General features: G+C 60.0%; 24 protein-coding genes. 21 read left to right on the top strand and 3 right to left on the bottom strand.

Annotated features, from left to right (window positions below; genetic code table 11):
- The first annotated feature begins 8 nt into the window (after positions 1 to 8).
- The 3 genes from U7114_RS04785 to U7114_RS04795 are packed head-to-tail and all read left to right on the top strand — an operon-like array spanning position 9 to position 4,985.
- Positions 9 to 1,244: a bifunctional glycosyltransferase family 2/GtrA family protein gene (locus U7114_RS04785; RefSeq protein WP_321214051.1), complete on the top strand. Its 1,236-nt coding sequence runs from the start codon at positions 9 to 11 to the stop codon at positions 1,242 to 1,244.
- 2 nt (positions 1,245 to 1,246) lie between these two features.
- Positions 1,247 to 3,118, top strand: a complete 1,872-nt coding sequence (locus tag U7114_RS04790) for a glycosyltransferase family 39 protein (RefSeq protein ID WP_323056663.1) — start codon at positions 1,247 to 1,249, stop codon at positions 3,116 to 3,118.
- Positions 3,087 to 4,985, top strand: coding sequence for an ArnT family glycosyltransferase (locus U7114_RS04795; RefSeq protein ID WP_323056664.1), 1,899 nt, complete (start codon positions 3,087 to 3,089; stop codon positions 4,983 to 4,985). The genes U7114_RS04790 and U7114_RS04795 overlap by 32 nt, the downstream gene beginning before the upstream one ends.
- An 89-nt stretch (positions 4,986 to 5,074) precedes the next feature.
- Here U7114_RS04795 and rpsI read toward each other — a convergent pair whose 3' ends face one another.
- Positions 5,075 to 5,581 (bottom strand): 30S ribosomal protein S9, encoded by a 507-nt coding sequence (gene rpsI / locus U7114_RS04800; RefSeq protein ID WP_050684362.1) that lies wholly within the window; start codon positions 5,579 to 5,581, stop codon positions 5,075 to 5,077.
- A gap of 38 nt (positions 5,582 to 5,619) precedes the next feature.
- On the bottom strand, positions 5,620 to 6,063 hold the full coding sequence (gene rplM, locus U7114_RS04805; protein ID WP_015937805.1) for a 50S ribosomal protein L13: 444 nt from the start codon (positions 6,061 to 6,063) through the stop codon (positions 5,620 to 5,622).
- Positions 6,064 to 6,388: 325 nt separating this feature from the next.
- On the opposite strand from rplM, the gene U7114_RS04810 reads away from it, so the two are divergent.
- The 10 genes from U7114_RS04810 to U7114_RS04855 all read left to right on the top strand — a co-directional run bounded on the left by U7114_RS04810 (position 6,389) and on the right by U7114_RS04855 (position 14,487).
- The gene (locus tag U7114_RS04810; RefSeq protein ID WP_321214054.1) at positions 6,389 to 7,024 is read left to right on the top strand and encodes a prepilin peptidase; all 636 of its coding nucleotides are present in this window, start codon (positions 6,389 to 6,391) and stop codon (positions 7,022 to 7,024) included.
- Between the two features lie 278 nt (positions 7,025 to 7,302).
- Positions 7,303 to 7,503, top strand: a complete 201-nt coding sequence (locus U7114_RS04815) for a Flp family type IVb pilin (protein ID WP_321214055.1) — start codon at positions 7,303 to 7,305, stop codon at positions 7,501 to 7,503.
- Between the two features lie 9 nt (positions 7,504 to 7,512).
- Positions 7,513 to 7,713 carry a Flp family type IVb pilin gene (locus U7114_RS04820; protein WP_321214056.1) on the top strand — a complete coding sequence of 67 codons (201 nt, stop codon included), beginning with the start codon at positions 7,513 to 7,515 and terminating at the stop codon, positions 7,711 to 7,713.
- A gap of 75 nt (positions 7,714 to 7,788) precedes the next feature.
- A complete protein-coding gene (locus U7114_RS04825; RefSeq protein WP_321214057.1) occupies positions 7,789 to 8,181 on the top strand; it encodes a TadE/TadG family type IV pilus assembly protein in 393 nt (130 codons plus the stop codon).
- Complete coding sequence (locus tag U7114_RS04830; RefSeq protein WP_323056665.1) at positions 8,169 to 9,179, top strand: TadE/TadG family type IV pilus assembly protein; 1,011 nt, start codon at positions 8,169 to 8,171, stop codon at positions 9,177 to 9,179. The genes U7114_RS04825 and U7114_RS04830 overlap by 13 nt, the downstream gene beginning before the upstream one ends.
- A gap of 21 nt (positions 9,180 to 9,200) precedes the next feature.
- Positions 9,201 to 9,977, top strand: coding sequence for a Flp pilus assembly protein CpaB (cpaB, locus tag U7114_RS04835; protein ID WP_321214059.1), 777 nt, complete (start codon positions 9,201 to 9,203; stop codon positions 9,975 to 9,977).
- A complete protein-coding gene (locus U7114_RS04840) occupies positions 9,974 to 11,179 on the top strand; it encodes an AAA family ATPase (protein ID WP_321214060.1) in 1,206 nt (401 codons plus the stop codon). The genes cpaB (U7114_RS04835) and U7114_RS04840 overlap by 4 nt, the downstream gene beginning before the upstream one ends.
- Positions 11,176 to 12,651 (top strand): CpaF family protein, encoded by a 1,476-nt coding sequence (locus U7114_RS04845; protein ID WP_321214061.1) that lies wholly within the window; start codon positions 11,176 to 11,178, stop codon positions 12,649 to 12,651. The genes U7114_RS04840 and U7114_RS04845 overlap by 4 nt, the downstream gene beginning before the upstream one ends.
- 2 nt (positions 12,652 to 12,653) lie before the next feature.
- Positions 12,654 to 13,601 (top strand): type II secretion system F family protein, encoded by a 948-nt coding sequence (locus tag U7114_RS04850; protein WP_321216279.1) that lies wholly within the window; start codon positions 12,654 to 12,656, stop codon positions 13,599 to 13,601.
- A gap of 10 nt (positions 13,602 to 13,611) precedes the next feature.
- Positions 13,612 to 14,487 carry a type II secretion system F family protein gene (locus tag U7114_RS04855; RefSeq protein ID WP_321214062.1) on the top strand — a complete coding sequence of 292 codons (876 nt, stop codon included), beginning with the start codon at positions 13,612 to 13,614 and terminating at the stop codon, positions 14,485 to 14,487.
- Here U7114_RS04855 and U7114_RS04860 read toward each other — a convergent pair.
- Positions 14,484 to 14,648: a hypothetical protein gene (locus U7114_RS04860; protein WP_321216337.1), complete on the bottom strand. Its 165-nt coding sequence runs from the start codon at positions 14,646 to 14,648 to the stop codon at positions 14,484 to 14,486. The two genes, U7114_RS04855 and U7114_RS04860, sit on opposite strands and share 4 nt — an antisense overlap.
- Here U7114_RS04860 and U7114_RS04865 point away from each other — a divergent pair.
- From U7114_RS04865 to U7114_RS04900, 8 genes are all read left to right on the top strand, one after another.
- Entirely contained in the window at positions 14,613 to 14,711 is a 99-nt protein-coding gene (locus U7114_RS04865; protein ID WP_323056696.1) for a hypothetical protein, read from the top strand. The genes U7114_RS04860 and U7114_RS04865 overlap by 36 nt on opposite strands.
- Before the next feature lie 268 nt (positions 14,712 to 14,979).
- Positions 14,980 to 15,207 (top strand): Flp family type IVb pilin, encoded by a 228-nt coding sequence (locus U7114_RS04870; RefSeq protein ID WP_323056666.1) that lies wholly within the window; start codon positions 14,980 to 14,982, stop codon positions 15,205 to 15,207.
- 111 nt (positions 15,208 to 15,318) lie between these two features.
- Positions 15,319 to 15,708, top strand: coding sequence for a TadE/TadG family type IV pilus assembly protein (locus U7114_RS04875; RefSeq protein ID WP_323056667.1), 390 nt, complete (start codon positions 15,319 to 15,321; stop codon positions 15,706 to 15,708).
- Positions 15,696 to 16,724 (top strand): TadE/TadG family type IV pilus assembly protein, encoded by a 1,029-nt coding sequence (locus tag U7114_RS04880; protein WP_323056668.1) that lies wholly within the window; start codon positions 15,696 to 15,698, stop codon positions 16,722 to 16,724. The genes U7114_RS04875 and U7114_RS04880 overlap by 13 nt, the downstream gene beginning before the upstream one ends.
- Before the next feature lie 47 nt (positions 16,725 to 16,771).
- Entirely contained in the window at positions 16,772 to 17,542 is a 771-nt protein-coding gene (gene cpaB / locus U7114_RS04885; protein WP_323056669.1) for a Flp pilus assembly protein CpaB, read from the top strand.
- Entirely contained in the window at positions 17,539 to 18,735 is a 1,197-nt protein-coding gene (locus U7114_RS04890) for an AAA family ATPase (protein ID WP_323056670.1), read from the top strand. Before cpaB (U7114_RS04885) ends, U7114_RS04890 begins: the two co-directional genes overlap by 4 nt.
- Positions 18,736 to 20,289 carry a CpaF family protein gene (locus U7114_RS04895; RefSeq protein ID WP_323056671.1) on the top strand — a complete coding sequence of 518 codons (1,554 nt, stop codon included), beginning with the start codon at positions 18,736 to 18,738 and terminating at the stop codon, positions 20,287 to 20,289.
- A gap of 6 nt (positions 20,290 to 20,295) precedes the next feature.
- Positions 20,296 to 21,228 carry a type II secretion system F family protein gene (locus tag U7114_RS04900; protein ID WP_323056672.1) on the top strand — a complete coding sequence of 311 codons (933 nt, stop codon included), beginning with the start codon at positions 20,296 to 20,298 and terminating at the stop codon, positions 21,226 to 21,228.
- The last annotated feature ends 6 nt before the right edge of the window (positions 21,229 to 21,234 follow it).

Here is a 21,234-nt window from a genome sequence, read left to right on the forward strand (position 1 = left end):
ATCCATGCATGACACCTAGCTATGGGGGCTTGGCGCTCGAAATTGTTGTACCGGTCTTCAACGAAGAAGCGGTACTCGAAAGCAGCATCACGAGGCTCGCCGAATATCTGACGCACGAAATGCCGTCGGCGTGGAAAATCACGATCGCCGACAATGCAAGCACCGATCGGACTCCGGTGATTGCCGCTCGGCTCAGCGAGCACATGCCGAACGTTGAATACCGACGCCTTGAAGTCAAGGGACGCGGCTACGCCCTCAGGGATGCGTGGGGCGCATCTGAAGCAAAGGTCTTAGCGTACCTGGACGTAGACTTGTCCACCGATCTTGCGGCCTTGCCCCCTTTGGTTGCTCCCTTGCTGTCGGGGCATTCGGACATTTCCATTGGCACCCGGCTGGGGCAAAGCTCCCGGGTAAGCCGGGGACCCAAGCGTGAATTCATATCCAGGTCCTACAATCTTCTGCTGCGCCGGACAATGCAGGTGCGCTTTTCGGATGCGCAGTGTGGATTCAAGGCCATTCGTGCTGACGTAGCCAAGCGCCTCCTGCCGCATGTGGAGGACAACGGCTGGTTCTTCGACACCGAGCTCCTGATAATTGCGGAGCGTTCTGGTCTCCGGATTCACGAAATCCCTGTTGACTGGGTGGACGACCCCGACAGCCGGGTGGATATCAAGCAGACCGCCCTGGATGATCTGAGGGGCATGGTGCGCGTGGCAGGCTCCCTGGTAAAAGGGGTAATTCCCGTCCAAGCGATATACGCCGAACTGGGGCGCCGTCCCATTGTTCCGGAGAGCCGACCAAGCTTCTTCGGCCAGGTCCTTCGCTTCGGCATGGTTGGCGCGGTGTCAACCTTGGCCTTCGCGTTGCTTTACCTGGTTCTGCAGGGTCCCTTTGGGGCGCAGGAAGCAAACTTCTTGTCCCTGCTTATGACGGCCGTGGGCAACACGGCGGCCAACCGCCGGTTCACGTTCGGCATCAGCGGACCGGCGAAGCTGTTCACCCAGCAGTTCCAGGGTTTGATGGTGTTCCTGCTGGCCTGGACAATCACGTCGTCATCCCTGCTGGTTCTGCACGCCGTAAACCCAGATGCAGCACCGAATCTGGAACTGCTGACCCTGACGGCGGCTAATATCTTCGCCACTCTGCTGAGGTTTATCCTCTTGAGGCTCTGGGTGTTTAGGGTGCGGCAAGGAGAACAGGCGGCCGTACGTGGACTGCGTCCTGCCGGGGAACCTGTCCGGTGAGTGTGGCCGAGGCCAGCCGTGCCGCGGCTCCTTCAACGGTCCGTGGCGTCCGCACGCCACTGCCGTGGGAGTACATCGGGCTTGCCGCCCTCCTCACCGCCACAGCAGCAACATTCCTCTGGGGACTGGACAGGAACGGATGGGCCAACCCGTACTACTCCGCCGCAGCACAAGCCGGCTCCCAGGACTGGAAAGCCTTCTTCTATGGCTCCCTCGACGCCGGCAACCTCATCACCGTAGACAAGCCGCCCCTGAGCATCTGGATCATGTCCCTCTCAGTCCGACTCTTCGGACTGAACTCCTGGGCCCTGCTCGTACCCCAAGCACTTATGGGCGTCGCCACCACGTGGCTGATCTACAAAATCATCCGCCGCAGCCACTCCGCCGCACCCGCCCTCCTCGGCGGCCTGATCTACGCGACCACTCCCGTCGTTGTCCTCATGTCCCGGTACAACAACCCCGAACCGCTTATGGGTCTGCTGACCGTCGCAGCGGTCTACTTCGTCATGCGGGCCACCGAAGACAACCGCTGGACCTGGTACCTGCTCGCCGGCACTTCACTCGGACTGGGCTTCATGGCCAAGCAGATCCAAGCCTTCCTACCCATCCCCGCCCTCATTCTCGCCGTCCTGCTCTTCGGCGCGGGAACCATGGCATCCCGGTTCCTCCGGCTCCTCGCTTCGCTCGCCGCACTGGTCATCAGCGGCGGCTGGTGGATGACGATAGTCGAGCTCACACCCGCCGCCAACCGACCTTACGTCGGCGGATCCGCAACCAACAGCATCCTCGAACTCACCCTCGACTACAACGGCCTCGCACGATTCTTGCGTTTCAGCGCTGATCCTCAAACAGCGCCCGCAGCTCCGGGACCTGCCCCAGAGTACGACGGCGGGCTAAGCCGCCTGTTTAACGCAAACTTTGCTCCTGAGGGGGCGTGGCTCCTCTTTGCCGCGGCGACGTGCTCGCTGGCTTTGATACTGCTTTGGCAGCAGGCTGGCGGAAGCCGGACCGCGAAAGCATTGATCACCTGTGCCGTGCTTTGGCTCCTCACCGCCTACGTGGTGTTGAGTTTCATGGGCACCATGACACACACCTACTACGTATTTTCACTCGCGGCGCCGATGGCTGTAGTTGTTGCGTTGGGAACGCAGTTGCTGTGGAGCCAACGGCAGCGGATTGTGCCCCGGTGCTTAGGGGCGGTCCTCCTTGCCGGGACCGGGTACATGGCAATTCGTATTTTCCAATACAGCGATGCTTGGGGGGCCTGGCCCGCTGTTCTGCTTGGCGTAACGCTCCTGGCTGTGGTGGGGTGGCTGTTCCTCCGGCCACGATACTTAGAGCTTCTTGCCTTGGCGATGGTATCTATGGCCTTGGTGCTCGGCCCACTCGCGACAGACGTGATAACGCTATCCAAACCACACTCCGGAACTAATCCCCTTTCAGGACCAGTCGGGAACAATTTGGGCTCCCTATCGGCCCACTTGGACGCCGCCCGCCGAGGTGACCCGCCGCTTGCTAGACATCTGGGATTCGGTGTTGAGCCGTCTCACGAAATCACGTCGCTTCTTCGCGATTCTTCGCCGTCGACATGGGCCGCCGCAACATATACCGCGCAGAACGCAGCACAATATCAGCTCGCGTCCGAACGGCCCGTTATTGCCCTGGGAGGCTGGCTGGGCAACGACCCCGCACCAACGATCGACCAATTTAAAGCGTTCGTGCAGGAAGGAAAGATCACCTACTTCATTTGGCAACAGCCAATCCTTGATGAAGTACCGCTAGGAAGCGACGCCAGGGCCATAACCGACTGGGTTCATTCCAATTTCAAGGGGGAGGTTATCGATGGAGTCACGATCTACGATCTTAGGCAGTAGGGAGGCCTTCCGGCCAAAACAGGGCGTAGTCGCCCGCGGGCGATGGGAAAAATACTGTCTGGCCGGGATTCTGTCACTTGCCGCTATCTCGTATTCCTGGGCCCTTGGAGCAAACGGCTGGGCAAATGCGTACTATTCGGCAGCAGTCCAGTCCGGTCTTCATGATCCCTCTGCATTCTTGTTTGGTTCCGCCGACTGGGGCAATTCCATAACAGTGGACAAGCCTCCCTTGAGCCTTTGGATCATGGGACTCTCTGTCCGCCTTTTCGGGCTGAATACCTGGGCTATGCTGCTCCCACAAGCGGCACTGACGCTTGGCAGTGCCGCGCTCCTTTACACAATGACGCGCCGTCACCTCCCTGCGACAGTCGCCCTACTCTCGACTGCTGTCTTTGCCGCGACACCCATCACCTTGCTGCTCGCCCGCTACAACAATCCTGACCCTCTTATGGTTCTTCTGATGCTCTGCGCACTCCATGCGGGCATCAAAGCGACCGAATCATGCCAGGGCCGCCACTTATATCTCAGTGCAGGATTTCTCTCCCTCGGGTTCATGGCGAAACAACTGCAAGCTTTCCTGGTGCTTCCCTCGATCGTCCTGGTCTTCTGTGTCTTTTCGATTGTGATTTGGCGTGCGCGCCTCTTGTCGCTTGTCGCCGCAGGACTAATGCTCATCTCCGGGTCGCTTGCGTGGCCACTGATAGTGGACATAGTTGATCCAAGACGCCGCCCCTACATAGGCGGTTCCTCGAGCAACAGCATGGTCGAACTGACGTTGGGCTATAACGGCGTCGATCGTGTTCTAAAACGCGAAAATGATCCATGGTCAGCTCTCCTGCCGGAAAGCATGAGAACAGTAGAGACAGACTCCGGATTCTTCCGGCTCTTCAACGGAAACTATGGGCAGGAGATTGGCTGGCTTTTGCTACCGGCGCTGCTGTCAAGTTTGGCAGTTCTCACTTGCGTTGTGAAAAAGAAATACACGAGGGAAAAATCAGTATTTGCTGTAGCCGCAGCATCCTGGCTTTTGCTCACCTACTTGGTACTCAGCTTTATGGGAAGCAGTTTTCACTCCTACTACACCGCGTCCCTGGCCGCGCCTTTGGCACTATGCCTTGGCTTGGGCATGGAACTCGTGCTTGGGAGCGGGAGAACGCTATGGAGCCGTCTTTTTGTTTTCTTAGGCATGCTGATCAGCGCCGTCTTCTCCCATGCCATGTGGCAAATAAGCGATGCCTATCCGCAGTGGATTGGCCAACTATTGCTCTATATTGGCCTATCTGCGAGTGTCCTGGTGCTGATCCCGCCGCCGGCAAAATGGGTCATCCCTGCGGCCTCATGGTTGGTGTTATGCACCCTTATGGTCGGGCCCATATTTTGCTCCGTGATCACAGTGGGTTCTCCCCAAACTGGCTCAAATCCGTTGTCCGGGGGCATCTCCTCCAACCCAAATACGCTGAGTCGGTTTATGGCAGGGGCCAAGTCATTGGATCCGGCATGGGCAACAGGACTCGCCATCGGAAATGCGCCCGGGTCGTCCCTTAAACCCGTGCTTGAAAGCTCCAATTCTTCATGTACGTGGGCTGCGGCGACCTATCCGGGCCAAACTGCAGCCCGCTTCCAACTCGAGACAAACCGTCCGATCATGCCGTTGGGTGGGTTCGCCGCTACCGACCCAAGTCCTACCTTGGAACAATTCCAAGATTGGGTAGCTGGAGGTCGGCTCTGCTACTTGGTAGTTCAACCTGAGCAGCTCAAGGTCCCAGGCAACAGTGCAGAACTATTGGCCATCCATGAGTGGGTGCAGGGCGCATTTGACCCAGAAGTAATAGAAGGATTCACGGTTTATCGCCTGACCCGGGACTAGCCTGTCGGCGCCTACCATCCCACCTGCCGTCCAATTGCACGAAGAAGCCCGCCCCGCCAAAGGCGGGACGGGCTTCTGTGCAGGCGGATTTAGCGCTTGGAGTACTGCTGGGCCTTGCGGGCCTTCTTGAGACCGGCCTTCTTACGCTCGATGACGCGGGCGTCACGGGAGAGGTAACCGGCCTTCTTCAGGGTGGCGCGGTTGTTCTCGACGTCGATCTCGTTCAGGGAACGGGCGATGCCGAGGCGCAGGGCGCCGGCCTGGCCGGAGATGCCGCCGCCGTGGATGCGGGCGATGACGTCGTAGGCGCCTTCGAGATCAAGGATCTTGAAGGGCTCGTTGACGTCCTGCTGGTGCAGCTTGTTCGGGAAGTAGTTGTCCAGCGCACGGCCGTTGATGGTCCACTTGCCGGAGCCGGGGACAACGCGAACGCGTGCAACAGCTTCCTTGCGGCGGCCAACAGCTGCGCCGGCGACGGTCAGTGCCGGGCGCTCCTTCTTCGGCGCAGCAGCGTCGGCTGCTGAGCTTTCAGAGGTGTAGCTGGTCAGGGTTTCCTCAGCCTCAACGGCTTCGGTGGTCTCTTCGTTCTGAGCCACGATTCTCCTTGTATAGATAAGTTGTTTGGTGGCCAGGACTACTGGGCGACCTGGGTGATTTCGAAAGTCTTGGGCTGCTGGGCGGCGTGCGGGTGCTCAGCACCGCGGTACACCTTCAGCTTGCCGAGCTGCTGGGCAGCGAGGGAGTTCTTGGGGAGCATGCCCTTGATGGCCTTCTCCACGGCGCGGACCGGGTTGGACTCCAGGAGTTCCGCGTAGTTGACGGAGGTCAGGCCGCCCGGGTAGCCGGAGTGGCGGTATGCGCGCTTCTGCTCCAGCTTGGCGCCGGTCAGGGCGACCTTCTCAGCGTTGATGATGATGACGAAGTCGCCCATGTCCATGTGGGACGCAAAGGTGGCCTTGTGCTTGCCGCGCAGCAGGATTGCGGTCTGGCTCGCGAGACGACCAAGGACAACGTCTGTGGCGTCAATGACGTGCCACTGGCGGTTGATATCGCCGGGCTTCGGGGTGTACGTACGCACGGTGTTTGCCTCGTTCTTGTTCTGGCGTTCTTGTTTAGGTGTCACTAGCTCGTGCACCTACTATCTGCGCGCTACCGGAACAGAGGTGAGGGCTCTATGTAACCAGTCATCCTTTGCTTCCGAATGTGCACGTTGAGTAGTCATCCTGCAACCGGATTCTCAAGCGGGCACGCACCATCGGAATAGGACACGCACAACGACTACCAAGATTAGCGCGTTAAGGGGTTCAGGGTCAAAATGGGGTAGCCGGACGCTGGTGCGTGCCGAGCCGGATCGATGTTCGCAGGGGGACACAGTGCATTCTTGGGTCAACGATGGGTCCGCTGTGTGGCTTTTCGTCGTCGGAGCCGGCGTGCTTGGCGGCATCCTCTCCCCTGCCGCGGAGGTTGCCATCGCCCGCTTCCTGCCCAGGGCAGGAATCCGCCCCAGCATCCCTGTCCAAATTACGACGGCGGCAATTACCTTCGCAGCGTGCGCGGCCTTTTCCCTTCGCTTGGGAATTACCTTAAGCCTGCCCGCTTTTCTATTCTTGGCGGTTATGGGTACGCAGCTGGGGCGAATTGACGTAGCCCGGCACCTGCTGCCCAACCCACTTGTCTTAACGCTTCTTATTGGCGGCCTCCTCCTGTTAATGCTGCCGGCCCTATTCGATAATCAAGCTGGTGCACTCGGGCGAGCACTTGCTGGCGGCTTGATTTTGTTCTTCGCGTACCTGATTCTGGCGCTGATTTCACCCGCGGGCATCGGGATGGGCGACGTTAAGCTCGCTGCCCCCATAGGCCTCTACCTCGGGTACCTAGGCTGGACCCAGCTTCTCTACGGGGGGCTCCTGGGCTTCATTATCAACGGACTGGTCTCGGCGCTGGCCGCCGGCAGAAACCGCCGGATTACCGGGGCAGAAGTGGCGCACGGTCCATCCATGCTGCTCGCGACCACCGTCGTCGCACTTTTCGTCATCTAGTTAGATTCGGGCTTCATTGCCCGTCCCACTCCGCCGAGGCACGGGGTCCCCCAAGTAGTCGACGTCGGCAAACGGCCGGCTTCTGAGTACAGCGACCTCCATCTGAGTACGGCCACATCCGGCCTGGAAAAAAATTCGAGTACAACTACGCATTGTTGCCCTTCCCCCTCACTGACAATCTTTTCTTAGCGAAGTCCAGCCGCTAAAGAATTATGGGGGCAGCTGGAAATTCGTTGAAATCAAATACACCCTATTTCACCGAATTAAAGGAAATTACAATGACTTCACTTATGGTCTCGATGATGGCATTCGTTGCCGGCGTCAAGGATCGTTTCTCTTCTGAGAAGGGCGCCACCGCGACAGAGTACTCCCTCCTCGTCGCCTTTATCGCCCTCCTCATCATCATTGGCGTCACCGCCTTCGGAACCGCGCTGAACAACTGGTTCTCCACCCTCGGCTCCCGCGTCGGCACCTGGTAAGGACCTGAAATGACTTCACTCATGGTCTCCGTGCTTGCCTTCGTAGCTGGCGTCAAGGAGCGGATCTCTTCGGAAAAGGGCGCTACCGCAACAGAGTATTCGCTGCTCGTTGCGTTTATCGCGCTCCTCATCATCATCGGCGTCACCGCCTTCGGAACGGCCTTGAACAACTGGTTCTCCAGCCTGGGCTCCACCGTCGGCACCTGGTAGTCGAAACCCTCTTGAATGTGCCGCGCGTCGAACCGCGCGGCACATTCAAAAATCCAACCATCCTCGGGGGATCCGTTGAAGAAGATCTTCGTGAAAGACACGGAAAACAAGAGCCGTGGCGCCATCGCGGTGGAGTTTGCTTTAGTCGCTCCCGTGTTGCTGGCGCTCGTTGTCGGCATCGTGGAGTTTGCCAACGCCTACAACGCCCAAATATCTGTCACCCAGGCTGCGCGTGAAGCTGCCCGTGGGATGGCGGTTAAGAACAGTCAAACGGACGCCAAAGCAGCGGCGGTCGCTGGTGCCCCCGGAGTCAACTCGGCAGCGTTCGCGTATTCGTTCAGCCCCGCATCCTGCGCGCCCAACGCTACAGCCAAGGTGACCATCACTTACCCGGCTGCAACGCTAACGGGGCTTTTTGGCAGCTCAGTAACGCTTACCGGCGTAGGAGCGATGAGATGCAACGGATAGTCAAGGACCACAAGGATCACGAGAGGGGAGCTGCCGGGGTCATGGTGGCGGTCATGATGATCGTCCTCATCGGCGCCGGCGCCTTGGCCGTCGATACGGGGCAGATTTACGCCGAACGCGCCCAACTGCAAAACGCAGCGGATGCCGGCGCCCTTGCTGGTGTGGACATCTGTTCCGAAGCCGGGGGCTGCACGCAAGCGGACGCAAATGCGGTGGCCGAGGCCCTTGCCGACAGCAACTCCAACGACAACAAGTCCACGGTTCAGAGCGTGGACCTTTCTGTCCCAGGGGAGGTGACTGTCACCACATCCACGAAGGACGGGACCACGAACGCAGGCTTCCTCACCAAGATGTTTGCCAGCGCCTTAAACGCCCCGGCAGCCACGGTAGGAGCAACGGCCACGGCTAAATGGTTGTACCCAACTAAGGGAATCACGGTCCTCCCCCTGACATTTGCCCCCTGCGAGTTCAAGGATGACGGGCTTCCTCACAAAATTCTGATCCAGGGCGGGGCGCAGGACTGCAATGGCCTCAACCCGTCGAACCAGATCATTCCTGGTGGTTTCGCATGGCTTAATCCCGATGGCTCGACAGGATGCAATGTCACAGCGGAAATCGGCCAATGGAGCAAAACAAGCGCAGGAGCCGCAGTCCCTAATGGATGCATTGACCTCTTCAACCCCTCTCTGAACCCTTCGCTGGCGGGGTCCACAGTGGCACTGCCCGTCTACAAATACACCTGCGATGGAATGCCCGCTGCGCAGTTCGGCACCTGCAACGGCAGTTCCGTCCAGTACTTCATCGAAAAATGGGCCGGCTTCAAAATCCAGGCCTGGAACTTGTCCGGTCAGGCCAAATATGACCCGACCCCAGTGTTCAGCGGAAGCGAGAAAGGCCTTTACGGCACCTTCGTCGGTTACTCCGCAGATCCCAACCTCTTCACCGGAGGAACAACCACACCCACGGGCAACGTCGTTGTCCTGGGGCTGATCAAGTAAGCATCATCAAAGGGGAAGAAAGTGAAAGCACGCCTACTGGGAGGCATCGCCGCGTTGGTTATTGCGATAGCCGGCACAGTCCTTCTGATCACCTATGTACAAAGTGCCGACGCGCGCGCAATGGCAGGAACCGAAACCACCGAGGTACTTGTGGTCCAGGCACCCATTCCAGCGGGAACACCGGTCAGCGAAATAGGCGGGCTGGTGGTAAAAAAGCCGCTGCCAAAGTCCGCGCTGACGAGTGACACAGTCACTGACCTTGCTGATGAAGGAGCCAAAGTCACCGCGGTGTCGCTCGTTCCTGGTGAACAGTTGCTCGCCAGCCGTCTGGTCGAAGCCAACTCGTTCCTTGGTCCTTCCAGGGTTGCGGTCCCCGATGGCATGCAGGAGATCTCGCTCAAACTTCCTATTGAACGTGTTGTGGGCGGAAAAATAACCGCCGGTGACACCGTGGGCATCTTCGTCTCCCTGACGGACTCAACCGGAGAAGGCGCGAACGCCACTCAGTCCGCCGGCACGCAGCTGACATTCCACAAGGTCCTCGTAACCGCCACCCAGTTCAGCAACGGCAGCCCCGCCCAGCCGGACGCAGCGAAGGAAGGGCAGTCTGACGGCAAGCTGAGTTCCGGAGAAAACCAGAGCGACGGCACCTACCTCATCACGGTTGCCCGCAACTCCGTAGAAGCCGAACGGCTCGTATACGCTGCCGAATTCGGAAGGATCTACCTCTCCAAGGAACCCAGCGAAGCCACCGAGGGCAACAACGGTGTTGTGGATAAGACGAAGGTATTCCGATGAGCCGCTTCGTACTGATCACACCCAATACGGATTTTGAACGCCGGGTTCGTATGGCAACAGTCGGCATGCCCGGCTCCCTCCAGTACTTCCAAGCCGATTACCTCCCGCAGGGCCCTGAAGAGGTCCTCAGGCAGCTGCTGGGGGAACCACCCGAGGTATTCGTCCTCGGTCCGGGCCTTCCTGCGGACGACGCTCTGAAGTTCGCCGCCGTCATGGACCTGCAGTATCCGGAGATCAGCATGATCCTGGTGGCCGGTGAGTCCTCGGACGTGGCAATCCAAGCGATGCGCGCCGGAATCCGCGATCTTTTGGATCCAGCAGCGGACGTGGACCATATACGGATCATTGTGGAACGTGCCAGCCTGGCATCAGCAGGTCGCCGGCGCGGTTTGGCGCCAAGCAGCTCCGAGCACCACGAGCATGCCGCCGGCGGACGCATCATCGCTGTCATCTCACCGAAGGGCGGCGTCGGCAAGACAACCGTTGCAACGAACATCGCCATAGGGCTGGGGAAGATTGCACCAATGGGTGTGGTCATCGTCGACCTCGACCTCCAGTTTGGCGACGTTGCGAGCGGGCTGATGCTGGAACCTGAGCACACCATCACGGATGCTGTTGTGGGCGCGGCCAGCCAGGATTCCATGGTTCTCAAGACATACCTGACAGTTCATCCAGGCGGAATCTATGCACTGTGCGCGCCAAAAAACCCCGTCGAAATGGACAGGATTAGTGGAGAAAACGTCAGTCATCTCCTCTCACAGCTCCGCCAGGAATTCCAGTACGTTGTGGTTGACACTGCACCTGGGCTCGGCGAGCACGTTCTGGCCACGCTTGACATGGCCTCCGACGCCGTATGGATCTGCGGAATGGACGTTCCAAGCATCCGCGGCCTTCGCACCGGCAACCAGATTCTTGCGGAGTTGAACCTTCTGCCGGAACGGCGGCACGTGGTGCTCAACATGGCTGACCGCAGAAGCGGACTGACCCTTCAGGACGTCGAAGCAACTATCGGTGCGCCGGTGGATGTCGTACTCCCCCGTTCAAGGACCTTGCCGTTCTCAACCAACAAAGGCATACCGCTGCTCCAGGACGGCACCAGGGACCCCGCAACAAGGGGGCTCCGGCAGCTGGTAGAGCGTTTCAAGCCCAATTGGGAAGAAAGACCACACAAGAAGTTGCATAGAAGGGCGGTTGTCCAGTGAACCTCTCACGCAGGCTTGAAAAGGTACGCGGTACTGAGTCAACCGCGCCAGTAGCGGAAGTCGAGCCGCAAAACGTCTTCGTGCCAGCGATGGGCCCTCTTGAACCGGCCACTCTCGGGCGGATCCATGAGGCGAAATCAGCGGAAATAGCCGAGGTCGTTGAGTTGGCACCCACAGCCGCCGTGGCCAGCGGCGCTCTCAGCGCCCTGAAGGAACGTGCTAGCCAAGCGCTTTACGAGCGCCTGGGCGCGCGCATCACTGACTCGTCGCTTGAGGAGGCAGAGCTCCATCAATATGTCAAAGACGAGCTGAAAATCGTCGTCGACGAGGAGCAGGTCCCCCTCACATCCGCTGAACGGCAGCGGTTGATTCGGGAAATCATCGACGACGTCCTTGGCCACGGGCCCATCCAGCGATTCCTGGATGATCCGTCGGTCACCGAAGTCATGGTGAACCGGTTTGACCAGGTCTACGTGGAGCGCGCCGGCAAACTGACACTCACGGATACCAAGTTCGCTTCCGACGACGCATTGCGTCGCGTCATCGAACGTATCGTCTCCAAGGTTGGCCGCCGTATTGACGAGTCCTCTCCCCTGGTGGACGCACGTTTGGCTGACGGCTCCCGCGTCAACGCAATCATCCCGCCGCTGGCGGTCAACGGACCGGCACTGACCATCCGAAAGTTTGGAGGTGATGCGCTCACCGTACAGAAGCTGATTGGTTTTGGCAGCCTGTCCCCTGAGATGGCAGAACTTCTCCAGGCCTGCGTACTGGCACGAATGAACATCATCGTTTCCGGCGGTACGGGTACAGGCAAAACCACTTTGCTCAACGCACTGTCGTCCTTCATCCCGGCTTCGGACAGGATCGTTACTATTGAGGACGCGGTAGAGCTCCAACTGCAGCAGGACCATGTAGTGAGGTTGGAGAGCCGGCCCGCAAACATCGAGGGCAAGGGCGAGGTTGCCATCCGGGACCTTGTCAGGAACTCGCTGCGCATGCGGCCTGACCGAATCGTTGTAGGCGAAGTCCGCGGCGGCGAATGTCTCGATATGTTGCAGGCCATGAACACCGGGCACGACGGTTCCCTCTCAACGGTCCACGCGAACTCACCCAGGGACGCAATCGCCCGCCTGGAGACTTTGGTTCTGATGGCCGGCATGGATCTGCCGCTCCGAGCAGTAAGGGAACAAGTAGCTTCCGCCGTGAACCTCATCGTCCACATTTCCAGGCTCCGCGACGGAACCCGGAGAGTCACTCACATCACCGAGGTTCAAGGGATGGAGGGGGATATCGTAACCCTTCAGGATGCCTTCGTCTTTGACTACTCGGCCGGGGTAGATGCAAGCGGACGCTTCCTCGGGAAGCCCATTCCTACAGGCGTTCGCCCACGGTTCACTGACCGGTTTATTGAGCTCGGGATCCACGTTTCACCCCACATCTTTGGGGCCGACCCGATCAGGGGTCGATGACAATGGCAGTCGACACTCCTGTCGCGATGTTCATGGCCGGACTGTTCCTGGTCTATGCTGCACTGGCCTTGGTATTCACGGTTGTGTGGAGAGGCTCCGCCGTCCCCCTCTCGCGGAGACGTCCGGACATTGCCCAGCACTCTTCGAGCCTGTCCCGCCTGACCAACCAGGCCGTCGGGGTCCTGAACCGCAGTCTTAAGAAGCGACCCACCGGCCTCTTCAACAGGGAAAAGCTTGAGCAGGCAGGCCTCAATAAGGAGCCGGGAGACTACCTCCTGATGGCGGGAGCCATCACTCTTGCGGCAACGGTGGCTGGCTTCTTCCTCGGCGGTCTCGGCATCAGCATCCTCGCCTTCATCATGGCCCCAGTCCTCCTGTACGTTGCCCTCAACTTGCTTATTTCCCGGCGTCGAAAGACGTTCGACTCCCAAGTACCGGACACGCTTCAAATGTTCTCGGGAGGTCTTCGTGCAGGCCACAGCCTGCTCCGTGCCATCGATGCAGCCGCCCAGGAAAACGATGGTCCAATGGCCGAGGAGCTTAGCCGCATCGTCAACGAAACCAGGATCGGCCGGGACCTGGGCGAGTCCATGGCAGATGTTTCACGCAGGACGGCCAGCGAGGACTTCTATTGGATTGCCCAAGCCATAGAAATTCACCGCGAAGTGGGTGGTGACCTGGCGGAAGTATTGGACCACGTGGGTGACACCATCCGTGACCGGAACCAGGTGAAAGGCCAGGTAAGGGCTCTCAGCGCGGAAGGACGAATCTCCGCCTTGGTTCTCATGGCCTTGCCCATCCTGATGTTCATCGGATTGGTGACGTTCAACCCGACCTACGCGCGGGTGTTCACGACGACCTTCATTGGATTTGTCATGTTGGCCGCCGCGATCGCACTCCTCTCTCTCGGCGGGTTTTGGCTCAGCCGCATCATCAAGCCAAAGTACTAGGGGACACGACATGCAACCCATCGCTCTAGCAGCAATCTTGGCAATTATCGTTCCTATCTCCGGCATGGTCTGGCTGTCCTTCACGGGAGATCGTGCAGGATTGCGTCGAATCAAGGCCAACCTTGGCGGCCGCCCAAGTCAAGCCGTGCAGTCCCTCAACATCAGCCAGCAGGTCACGGATCTGTCAAAGCGCATTACGCCCAAGAGCTACGAAGCCTGGCTGGACAAGCAGCTGGCTGGTGCAGGTCGGCCGAAGCAGTGGCCGCTGACCCGGATTCTCATGGTGAAGCCACTGCTCGCTTTCGCTGGTGCGCTTCTTGGCCTCCTGGTTTTCCTGGGCGCACCCTCGGCCGGCAGGTTCGCCATCGCTGTGGTCATGGTTGCGCTGGCCTACTTCGTTCCCGACCTTCTTATCCGAAACCGGGCCCAAAAGCGGCGGGAGGAGATCCGTCTTGAACTCCCCAACGCCTTGGATCAGATGCTGATCTCCGTCCAGGCAGGGCTGGGTTTTGAATCTGCCATGGGCCGGGCGGGCGAGAACGGCCGGGGCCCATTGGCCGACGAGCTGATCAGGACCCTGCAGGACATCCAGGTGGGACGCTCCCGTAAGGAAGCTTATTTGGCGCTTTCGGAACGAGTCGATGTTCCGTCCGTCCGTACTTTCGTACGGGCCGTCGTGCAGGCCGACACGTACGGCATTGCCATCGCAGGCGTCCTCAAGGCGCAAGCGAAGGACATGAGAATCAAGCGCCGGCAGCTCGCGGAAGAACACGCAATGAAGATGCCGGTCAAGATGCTCTTTCCTCTCATCTTCTTCATCCTGCCTACGCTCTTCATCGTCCTGCTGGGGCCGGCCGTGCTTCAAATCATCTCGGTGTTCTCCTAGGGGAAGTCATGCATCGCCATATCAGCAGAAGCCCCGTTCGGCTTCCAGGGGCGCTCAAGACCCTTCTTGAGGACCAACGTGGCGCCACCGCCACGGAATACGGGATTTTGGTTTCGTTCCTGGCTTTGGCGCTGGTCCTTGGAGTCATGGCTTTCGGTCACGCCTTGAATCTTCACTATCAAAGCCTTACTGCGTCTCTAAGCGCAGCCTTAGGCATCCCTTAGCTCACCGGATGAAAGTACCGCGCCGCCTTGGCGCCCTATAGACCGGACCCCCTCGGCACCCAGAACCGAGGGGGTCCGTTTGTGTGCCCGGGCAACTCCAAACCCAGCGTTAGCGCAGCGAAAACCAAGGATAAGCGCAAGAAAAATACACTGCGTAAAGCCTTCGCGCAGGATGCTCCAAGATCCGGCCGCAGGGCTACCGTCCGTTGCTAACTTGATTTCAGAGCTGGTGCAGGACCAGCTTCCCCCACTCGCTCAGGAGTCTCAAATGCTTTCTCTCTACACCAACATCATGACCCGCCTCCACACCAACGAAAAGGGCGCTACTGCCGTCGAGTACGGCATCATGGTCGGCCTCATTGCAGTTGTCATCATTGTCGCCGTCACCCTTCTGGGCGGCACGTTGGACGATATGTTCACCGAGGTCCAGTGCTCGATCAGCGGCGGGACCTACACGGCCGGCGCAACAGCCGGAGCCGGTACCTGCGGCCCGTAATACCAAGCGCAGCGATTCATATCGCTCTCACCATCCGCGCAGTGGCGGGGGCGCCAAACCCCCCCCCCCCACTCCGTTTTCCTCGCAAGATCACTCCGAAAGGCATCACCCATGTCCAGGGCGTCCGAGCGCGGAGCCGTTGCGGTCGAGTTTGCGATCGTAGCCCCCGTCCTGGTCATGCTGCTTTTGGGCATTGTGGAATTCAGCCGTGCCTACAACGCCCAAGCTTCACTTTCAGCCGCTGCCCGTGAAGGGGTGCGGGTGATGGCGATCACCGGCAACCAAACGACAGCCAAGTCAGCAGCAAAGACCACAGCTGTTTCTCTAAAGCCCGGGTTACAGGACGCCAACATAGTCTTTGGGACGCCATGCCCCTCAACGGTCAGCACCGGGACCAGCCCCCAGGCCACCATTACCATCACCTATTCCCTATCCACGCTGACCGGAATAGCAGGACCGTTCACCTTGACCGGCAAGGGAGCCATGCTATGCGGCGGCTAGCACCAACGACGAAGAATAACGACGGCGAACGCGGCGCCGTGAGCGTGATCGTCGCCATTACGCTGGTGGTTCTTTTGGGCTTCGGCGCCATGGCCGTGGACGTGGCCATGATGTATTCAGAACGCGCTCAACTCCGGAATGGAGCAGACGCAGCTGCCTTGTCCGTGGCCCAAAAGTGCGCGAAGAACGCCGGCGACGTCGACTGCTCGAACACCTCCTCTCTGGCAAAGAGCCTCGCGAACCGCAATGCGAATGACGGCCTGAGCAATATCAAGTCGATAGTGCTCAACAAGACCACCCGTACGGTGACGGCCACCGTTGGTTCTCAGGAAGCCGGCCACACCCCGAACGAAGTGTCCCTTTTCCTTGCCCGTGCACTCGGCTTCAACTCCGCCGAGGTCAACGCCCCGTCCACAGTCGGTTGGGGCAGCCCAGCAAAGGGACCGACCGTCTTTCCAATCACCGTCTCCATCTGTCAGGTCCGGGGCAAGGCAGGAGTGATGCAGCTCTTGCAGCTGCATGGAAAGAACGCAAATGCGGACTGTAATTATGGGCCCTCGGGTGCTGCGGTGGAAGGCGGCTTTGGCGGCCTCAAACAGGACCCGGGTCAGTGCGGTGCTTTGATCGATATCGCCCTCAGCACCGCCGGCGGTGATACAGGCAATAACGCTCCGCCCAATTGCGAGGCCCTCCTCAACGGTTGGGCGGCTGATATGAACGCCGGCAAAGACGTGATAGTCCTGTTGCCTGTCTTCAACTCCGTCACTGGCACCGGTACCGGCGCGGTCTACGGGCTGACCACCTTCGCCGCGTTCAAAGTTGCCGGGTGGAAAGTTGGCAACACCGGGCTTCCATATACTTTCCGCAACCGAGCACCGGACGTTCCGGCCGCGTTGGAGTGCCGGGAGCCCTGCCGGGGAATTATCGGAAGCTTCGTCCAATACGTCTCCCTCGCGAAGGGCTACACCTTGGGTGACGTCAACCCTGATGGTGCAACCGTCGTCGAACTCCGTTAATCCGAGCACGCCCCGCCCATGATCTTTGAAATATCCAGGAGCATTCAGTGAAGTCTCGTTTGTTGGCCGGTGTGGTGGCGGTTCTGCTTGCCATCGTCGGTGCGGTCATTGTGGTGACCTACGCCCAGGGTGCAGACCAGCGGGCCGTCGCCAACCTCGACCCTGTGGGCGTCCTCGTGGTCAACAAAGCGGTGCCCGCCGGCTCCTCCGTCGAAACTTTGAAGGCCTCCGTGGCGCTTCAGCAGTTGCCTGGCACCGCCGTCGCAAAAACCGCCCTGAATACCTTGGATGGATCGGCGGGTAAGGTCACTTCCGCGGACCTTGTCCCCGGCGAGCAGCTCGTTGCAGAGCGGCTGGTATCCCCCGAGGAACTGAAGACCTCCGGCTCCGTACCCGTGCCGGCAGGGCTGCAGGAAGTCTCGTTCCAGCTTGAGCCCCAGCGCGTTGTGGGCGGGCGCCTGGCTCCCGGCGACACTGTGGGCATCTTCATCTCCCTGCCCAACGGCGGCCTCGAGGCGAAGCCGGACAAGGAAACTGTCCAGCTCGCGATCCACAAGGCCCTGGTGACGGCAGTCCAGCGCGCGCCGGAAGCATCGGCGGCAAAGCCTTCCGCCGCCGCAACCGATCCCGCCCAGCCGGACCCTCAGGACGTCAACCTGCCCACGGGCATGCTGATGGTCACGGTGGCCGTCAACGATGTGAACTCAAACAAGATCGTTTTCGCCGCGGAGTACGCTTCCCTCTGGCTCAGCCGCGAACCAGTCGACGCCCAGGACAGCGGGCCGCGCGTCATGACCCGGCAGGACCTGTACAAGTGAGCCGCTTCGTCCTTATCACCCCTGACACCGACTTCGACGCCCGATTACGGCAAGCCGTTGCAGGTGGCCTACACGGTGGAGTGCAGACGTTCTTCACCAGCCTGCTGCCCGCTGACCCGCACCAGCTTTTCGCGAGCCTGGACCAGGAACAGCCTGAGGTCCTGATTTTGGGTCCCGAGGTTCCCTTGGACGAAGCACTTCTGTTCGCCACCGTTTTGAACGTCAGTTTCCCGGAGCTCAGCGTCGTTATGGCGGCTTCTCCTGGGCCCGATTTCCTGCTGCAGGCCATGCGGGCAGGCATCAAGGACATCGCATCCCCCGATGCAGACGCCGCCCAGCTGCGCGTCCTGCTGGAACGTGCCAGCCAGTCCTTCGCCAGCCGCCACCGGACACTCGCACCCCAGCAGGCGGCCGAGAGCAACAAGGGACTGGTGATCGGTGTTTTCTCGCCCAAAGGCGGCGTGGGCAAAACCACCATAGCCACCAATATTGCCATTGGGCTGGGGAAGATCGCCCCCATGAGCGTTGTCATTGTGGACCTCGACCTCCAGTTCGGGGATGTCGCTTCAGGGCTCTACCTGGACCCGGAGCACACAGTGACGGACGCTGTGTCTCCGGCCGCCAGCCAGGATTCCCTGGTCCTCAAGGCTTTCCTCACGGTGCATCCAAGCAGCATCTATGCCCTTTGCGCTCCCCCGACCCCGGTCGACGCGGACGAGATCACGCCGGACCAGATCGGCCGGCTCATCGAACAGCTGTCACAGCAGTTCCAGTACGTGGTGGTGGACACCGCGCCGGGGCTGCCCGAGATTGGGTTGGCAGCCATGGAAAAGTGCACCGATGTGGTCTGGGTCAGCGGCATGGATATCCCGAGCGTGCGCGGCCTTCGTTCCGGATTGGATATCCTGCGCCAGCTGGACATCAGCCCCGATACCCGCCATGTGGTGCTGAACATGGCCGACTCCAAGACCGGCCTCACCGTCCAGGACCTGGAATCAACCATCGGGGCGCCCATTGACGTGAGCATCCCGCGATCCCGTGCGGTTGCCCTGTCCACAAACCGGGGAATCCCGGTGCTCCAGGAGCCGGTAAAAGACCCGGCCGTCAAGGGCCTTAACCATCTCGTGGAGCGATTCAACCCCGCGTGGCGGGCAAAATCCCAGCGCAAACTGCATCGAAGGGTAGTGGTCTAGATGAAACTTTCAGAGCGCATCAACGCCGCACAGGCGAAATCCCAGCCGTCTGCCAAGCCATCCTCCGCCAAAGCCTCAGCTCCCACGCGCGACGTTCCGCGTCCCGAGGTTCCCGCCCAACGGGTGCAGTGGCTGGAACAGTCCCGAGAAAAGCGGACGTCGGCGGCACCGGCTGCCGCCGACATCGTCGTACCCACAGCACTCTTTGATGAGCCGAAGCCGAAACTTCAGCAATCCGTCGACGTCTTCGCAGCACTTAAGCAACGGGCCGCGACGGCCTTGTTCGAACATATGGGCGCCCGGTTCAATGACTCCGCCATAACGGAACAAGAATTGAAGTCTTCGGCACGCGACGAGCTTACGCGGATCATCGACGCTGAGCAGGTGCCACTGTCGCCTGAGGAGCGGACTCGATTGGTCCAGGACGTGGCCGATGACGTTTTGGGCTATGGCCCGCTTCAGCGGTTGCTCGATGATCCAGCGGTTACGGAAATCATGGTCAACCGCATGGACCAGATCTACGTCGAACGGAAGGGTCACCTCACGCTCGCGGACACCCGCTTCAGTTCCGAAGAGCACCTTCGCAAGGTTATTGAACGCATTGTGTCCAAGGTGGGCCGCCGAATCGACGAGTCCTCTCCCTTGGTGGATGCGCGCCTCGAGGACGGTTCGCGTGTCAACGCCGTCATTCCGCCCCTGGCGGTGGGTGGCTCGTCGTTGACCATCCGTAAATTCAGCAAGACGCCGCTGACCGTCCGCAACCTGATCGATTTCGGCACCTTGACTCCGGAGATGGCGGAGCTACTTAACGCCTGTGTCAAGGCCAAACTCAACATCATCGTGTCCGGCGGTACGGGAACCGGCAAAACCACACTGCTTAATGTGCTGTCCTCCTTCCTGCCCGCGGATGAGCGCATCGTCACCATTGAGGACGCGGTGGAACTTCAGATCCAGCAGGACCACGTCGTCCGGCTGGAAAGTCGTCCCCCGAACACCGAGGGCAAGGGTGAAGTCACCATCCGCGAACTGCTCCGGAACTCCCTGCGTATGCGCCCTGACCGCATCGTGGTGGGCGAGGTCCGCGGCGGCGAGTCATTGGACATGCTTCAGGCAATGAACACCGGCCACGACGGTTCACTTTCCACCGTGCACTCCAACTCGCCCCGCGATGCCGTAGCGCGCCTGGAGACCCTCGTCCTCATGGCAGGCATGGACCTTCCGCTGCGCGCCATCCGCGAACAAATCGCCTCCGCGGTGAACCTGATTGTCCAGATCTCACGTCTCCGGGACGGCTCGCGCCGCATCACCCACGTGACCGAGGTCCAGGGCATGGAAGGAGACATCGTGACCCTGCAGGATGCATTTGTGTTCGATTACTCCGCCGGCGTCGACCAGCACGGCCGCTTCCTCGGCAAGCCCGTGGCCACCGGCATCCGGCCACGCTTCATCGACCGTTTCGAGGACCTCGGCATCCACGTATCGCCATCCGTTTTCGCCACCCCGGCAGGTGCGGCTCCTGCTGGTGCAAACCCAACTGGCACCGGAAAGGGATAGGACCGCATGTTGATCATCATCGGAGCTACCCTGCTGTTCCTCGCCCCCATCATGGTGGGCGTGGCGCTGGTGCTGCCTCGGACTCCTGACATCGCGCTCGAAAGGCGCCGGCCCTTCCAGGCTGATCCGCCGTCGAACCTTACCCGTCTGGCCGACATGACGGTTGGTGCCCTGGACCGGTTCCTGGCAACCCGAAATGTCCGGCTCTACAACCGCGACGCTCTTGAAAACGCCGGCGTCCGTTTCAGCCAGGCCGAGTACATGGTGCTGGTCATCGCTGGCGCCGTCGTCGGAGTATTAGTGGGGCTGGTGATCGGCGTACCTGCGATCTCCGTCCTGCTGTTTATCCTGGCGCCTTTTATTGGCCACCGTGTACTGGGATTCCTGGCAGGCAAGCGGCGGACGAAGTTCGACAGCCAGCTTGGCGACACCCTTCAGCTTCTCTCCGGAGGCCTGCGTGCGGGACACAGCATCCTCCGCGCCATTGATGCAGCGGCAGCGGAATCACAGAGCCCCACGTCCGAGGAGATGCGAAGGGTCATCACCGAGACAAGCCTGGGCCGCGATCTGCTGGCCTCCCTTATTGATACATCGGAGCGTATGCGCAACGAGGACTTCGTGTGGATTGCCCAGGCTATCCAAATCAACAGGGAGGTGGGTGGCAACCTAGCGGAAGTGCTGGACCAGGTCGGCGAAACCATCCGCGAGCGCGCCGAGATCAAGGGTCACATCAAGTCCCTTGCAGCAGAGGGAAAGTTCTCCGCCTACATCCTTATCGCGATGCCGTTTGGCATTGTGTTGATGCTGATGTCCGTAAACCCCTCCTATATGAACTCGATGTTCTCCCATCCGCTCGGCTGGATCATGATCGGAGCATCTGCAGTGCTCATGACGATCGGCAGCCTGTGGATGCGCAAAATCATCGATCTGAAGTTCTGAGGTCCC

The organism is Pseudarthrobacter sp. C1, from assembly GCF_034720455.1.
Lineage (GTDB): Bacteria > Actinomycetota > Actinomycetes > Actinomycetales > Micrococcaceae > Arthrobacter.

What these genes read in the sequence shown, in the direction of transcription:
- U7114_RS04785 (WP_321214051.1), top strand. Translation starts at nt 9, where the DNA reads ATGACACCTAGCTATGGGGGCTTGGCGCTCGAAATTGTTGTACCGGTC.
- U7114_RS04795 (WP_323056664.1), top strand. Translation starts at nt 3,087, where the DNA reads ATGGAGTCACGATCTACGATCTTAGGCAGTAGGGAGGCCTTCCGGCCA.
- U7114_RS04815 (WP_321214055.1), top strand. Translation starts at nt 7,303, where the DNA reads ATGACTTCACTTATGGTCTCGATGATGGCATTCGTTGCCGGCGTCAAG.
- U7114_RS04820 (WP_321214056.1), top strand. Translation starts at nt 7,513, where the DNA reads ATGACTTCACTCATGGTCTCCGTGCTTGCCTTCGTAGCTGGCGTCAAG.
- U7114_RS04830 (WP_323056665.1), top strand. Translation starts at nt 8,169, where the DNA reads ATGCAACGGATAGTCAAGGACCACAAGGATCACGAGAGGGGAGCTGCC.
- U7114_RS04840 (WP_321214060.1), top strand. Translation starts at nt 9,974, where the DNA reads ATGAGCCGCTTCGTACTGATCACACCCAATACGGATTTTGAACGCCGG.
- U7114_RS04850 (WP_321216279.1), top strand. Translation starts at nt 12,654, where the DNA reads ATGGCAGTCGACACTCCTGTCGCGATGTTCATGGCCGGACTGTTCCTG.
- U7114_RS04855 (WP_321214062.1), top strand. Translation starts at nt 13,612, where the DNA reads ATGCAACCCATCGCTCTAGCAGCAATCTTGGCAATTATCGTTCCTATC.
- U7114_RS04870 (WP_323056666.1), top strand. Translation starts at nt 14,980, where the DNA reads ATGCTTTCTCTCTACACCAACATCATGACCCGCCTCCACACCAACGAA.
- U7114_RS04875 (WP_323056667.1), top strand. Translation starts at nt 15,319, where the DNA reads ATGTCCAGGGCGTCCGAGCGCGGAGCCGTTGCGGTCGAGTTTGCGATC.
- U7114_RS04880 (WP_323056668.1), top strand. Translation starts at nt 15,696, where the DNA reads ATGCGGCGGCTAGCACCAACGACGAAGAATAACGACGGCGAACGCGGC.
- U7114_RS04895 (WP_323056671.1), top strand. Translation starts at nt 18,736, where the DNA reads ATGAAACTTTCAGAGCGCATCAACGCCGCACAGGCGAAATCCCAGCCG.
- U7114_RS04900 (WP_323056672.1), top strand. Translation starts at nt 20,296, where the DNA reads ATGTTGATCATCATCGGAGCTACCCTGCTGTTCCTCGCCCCCATCATG.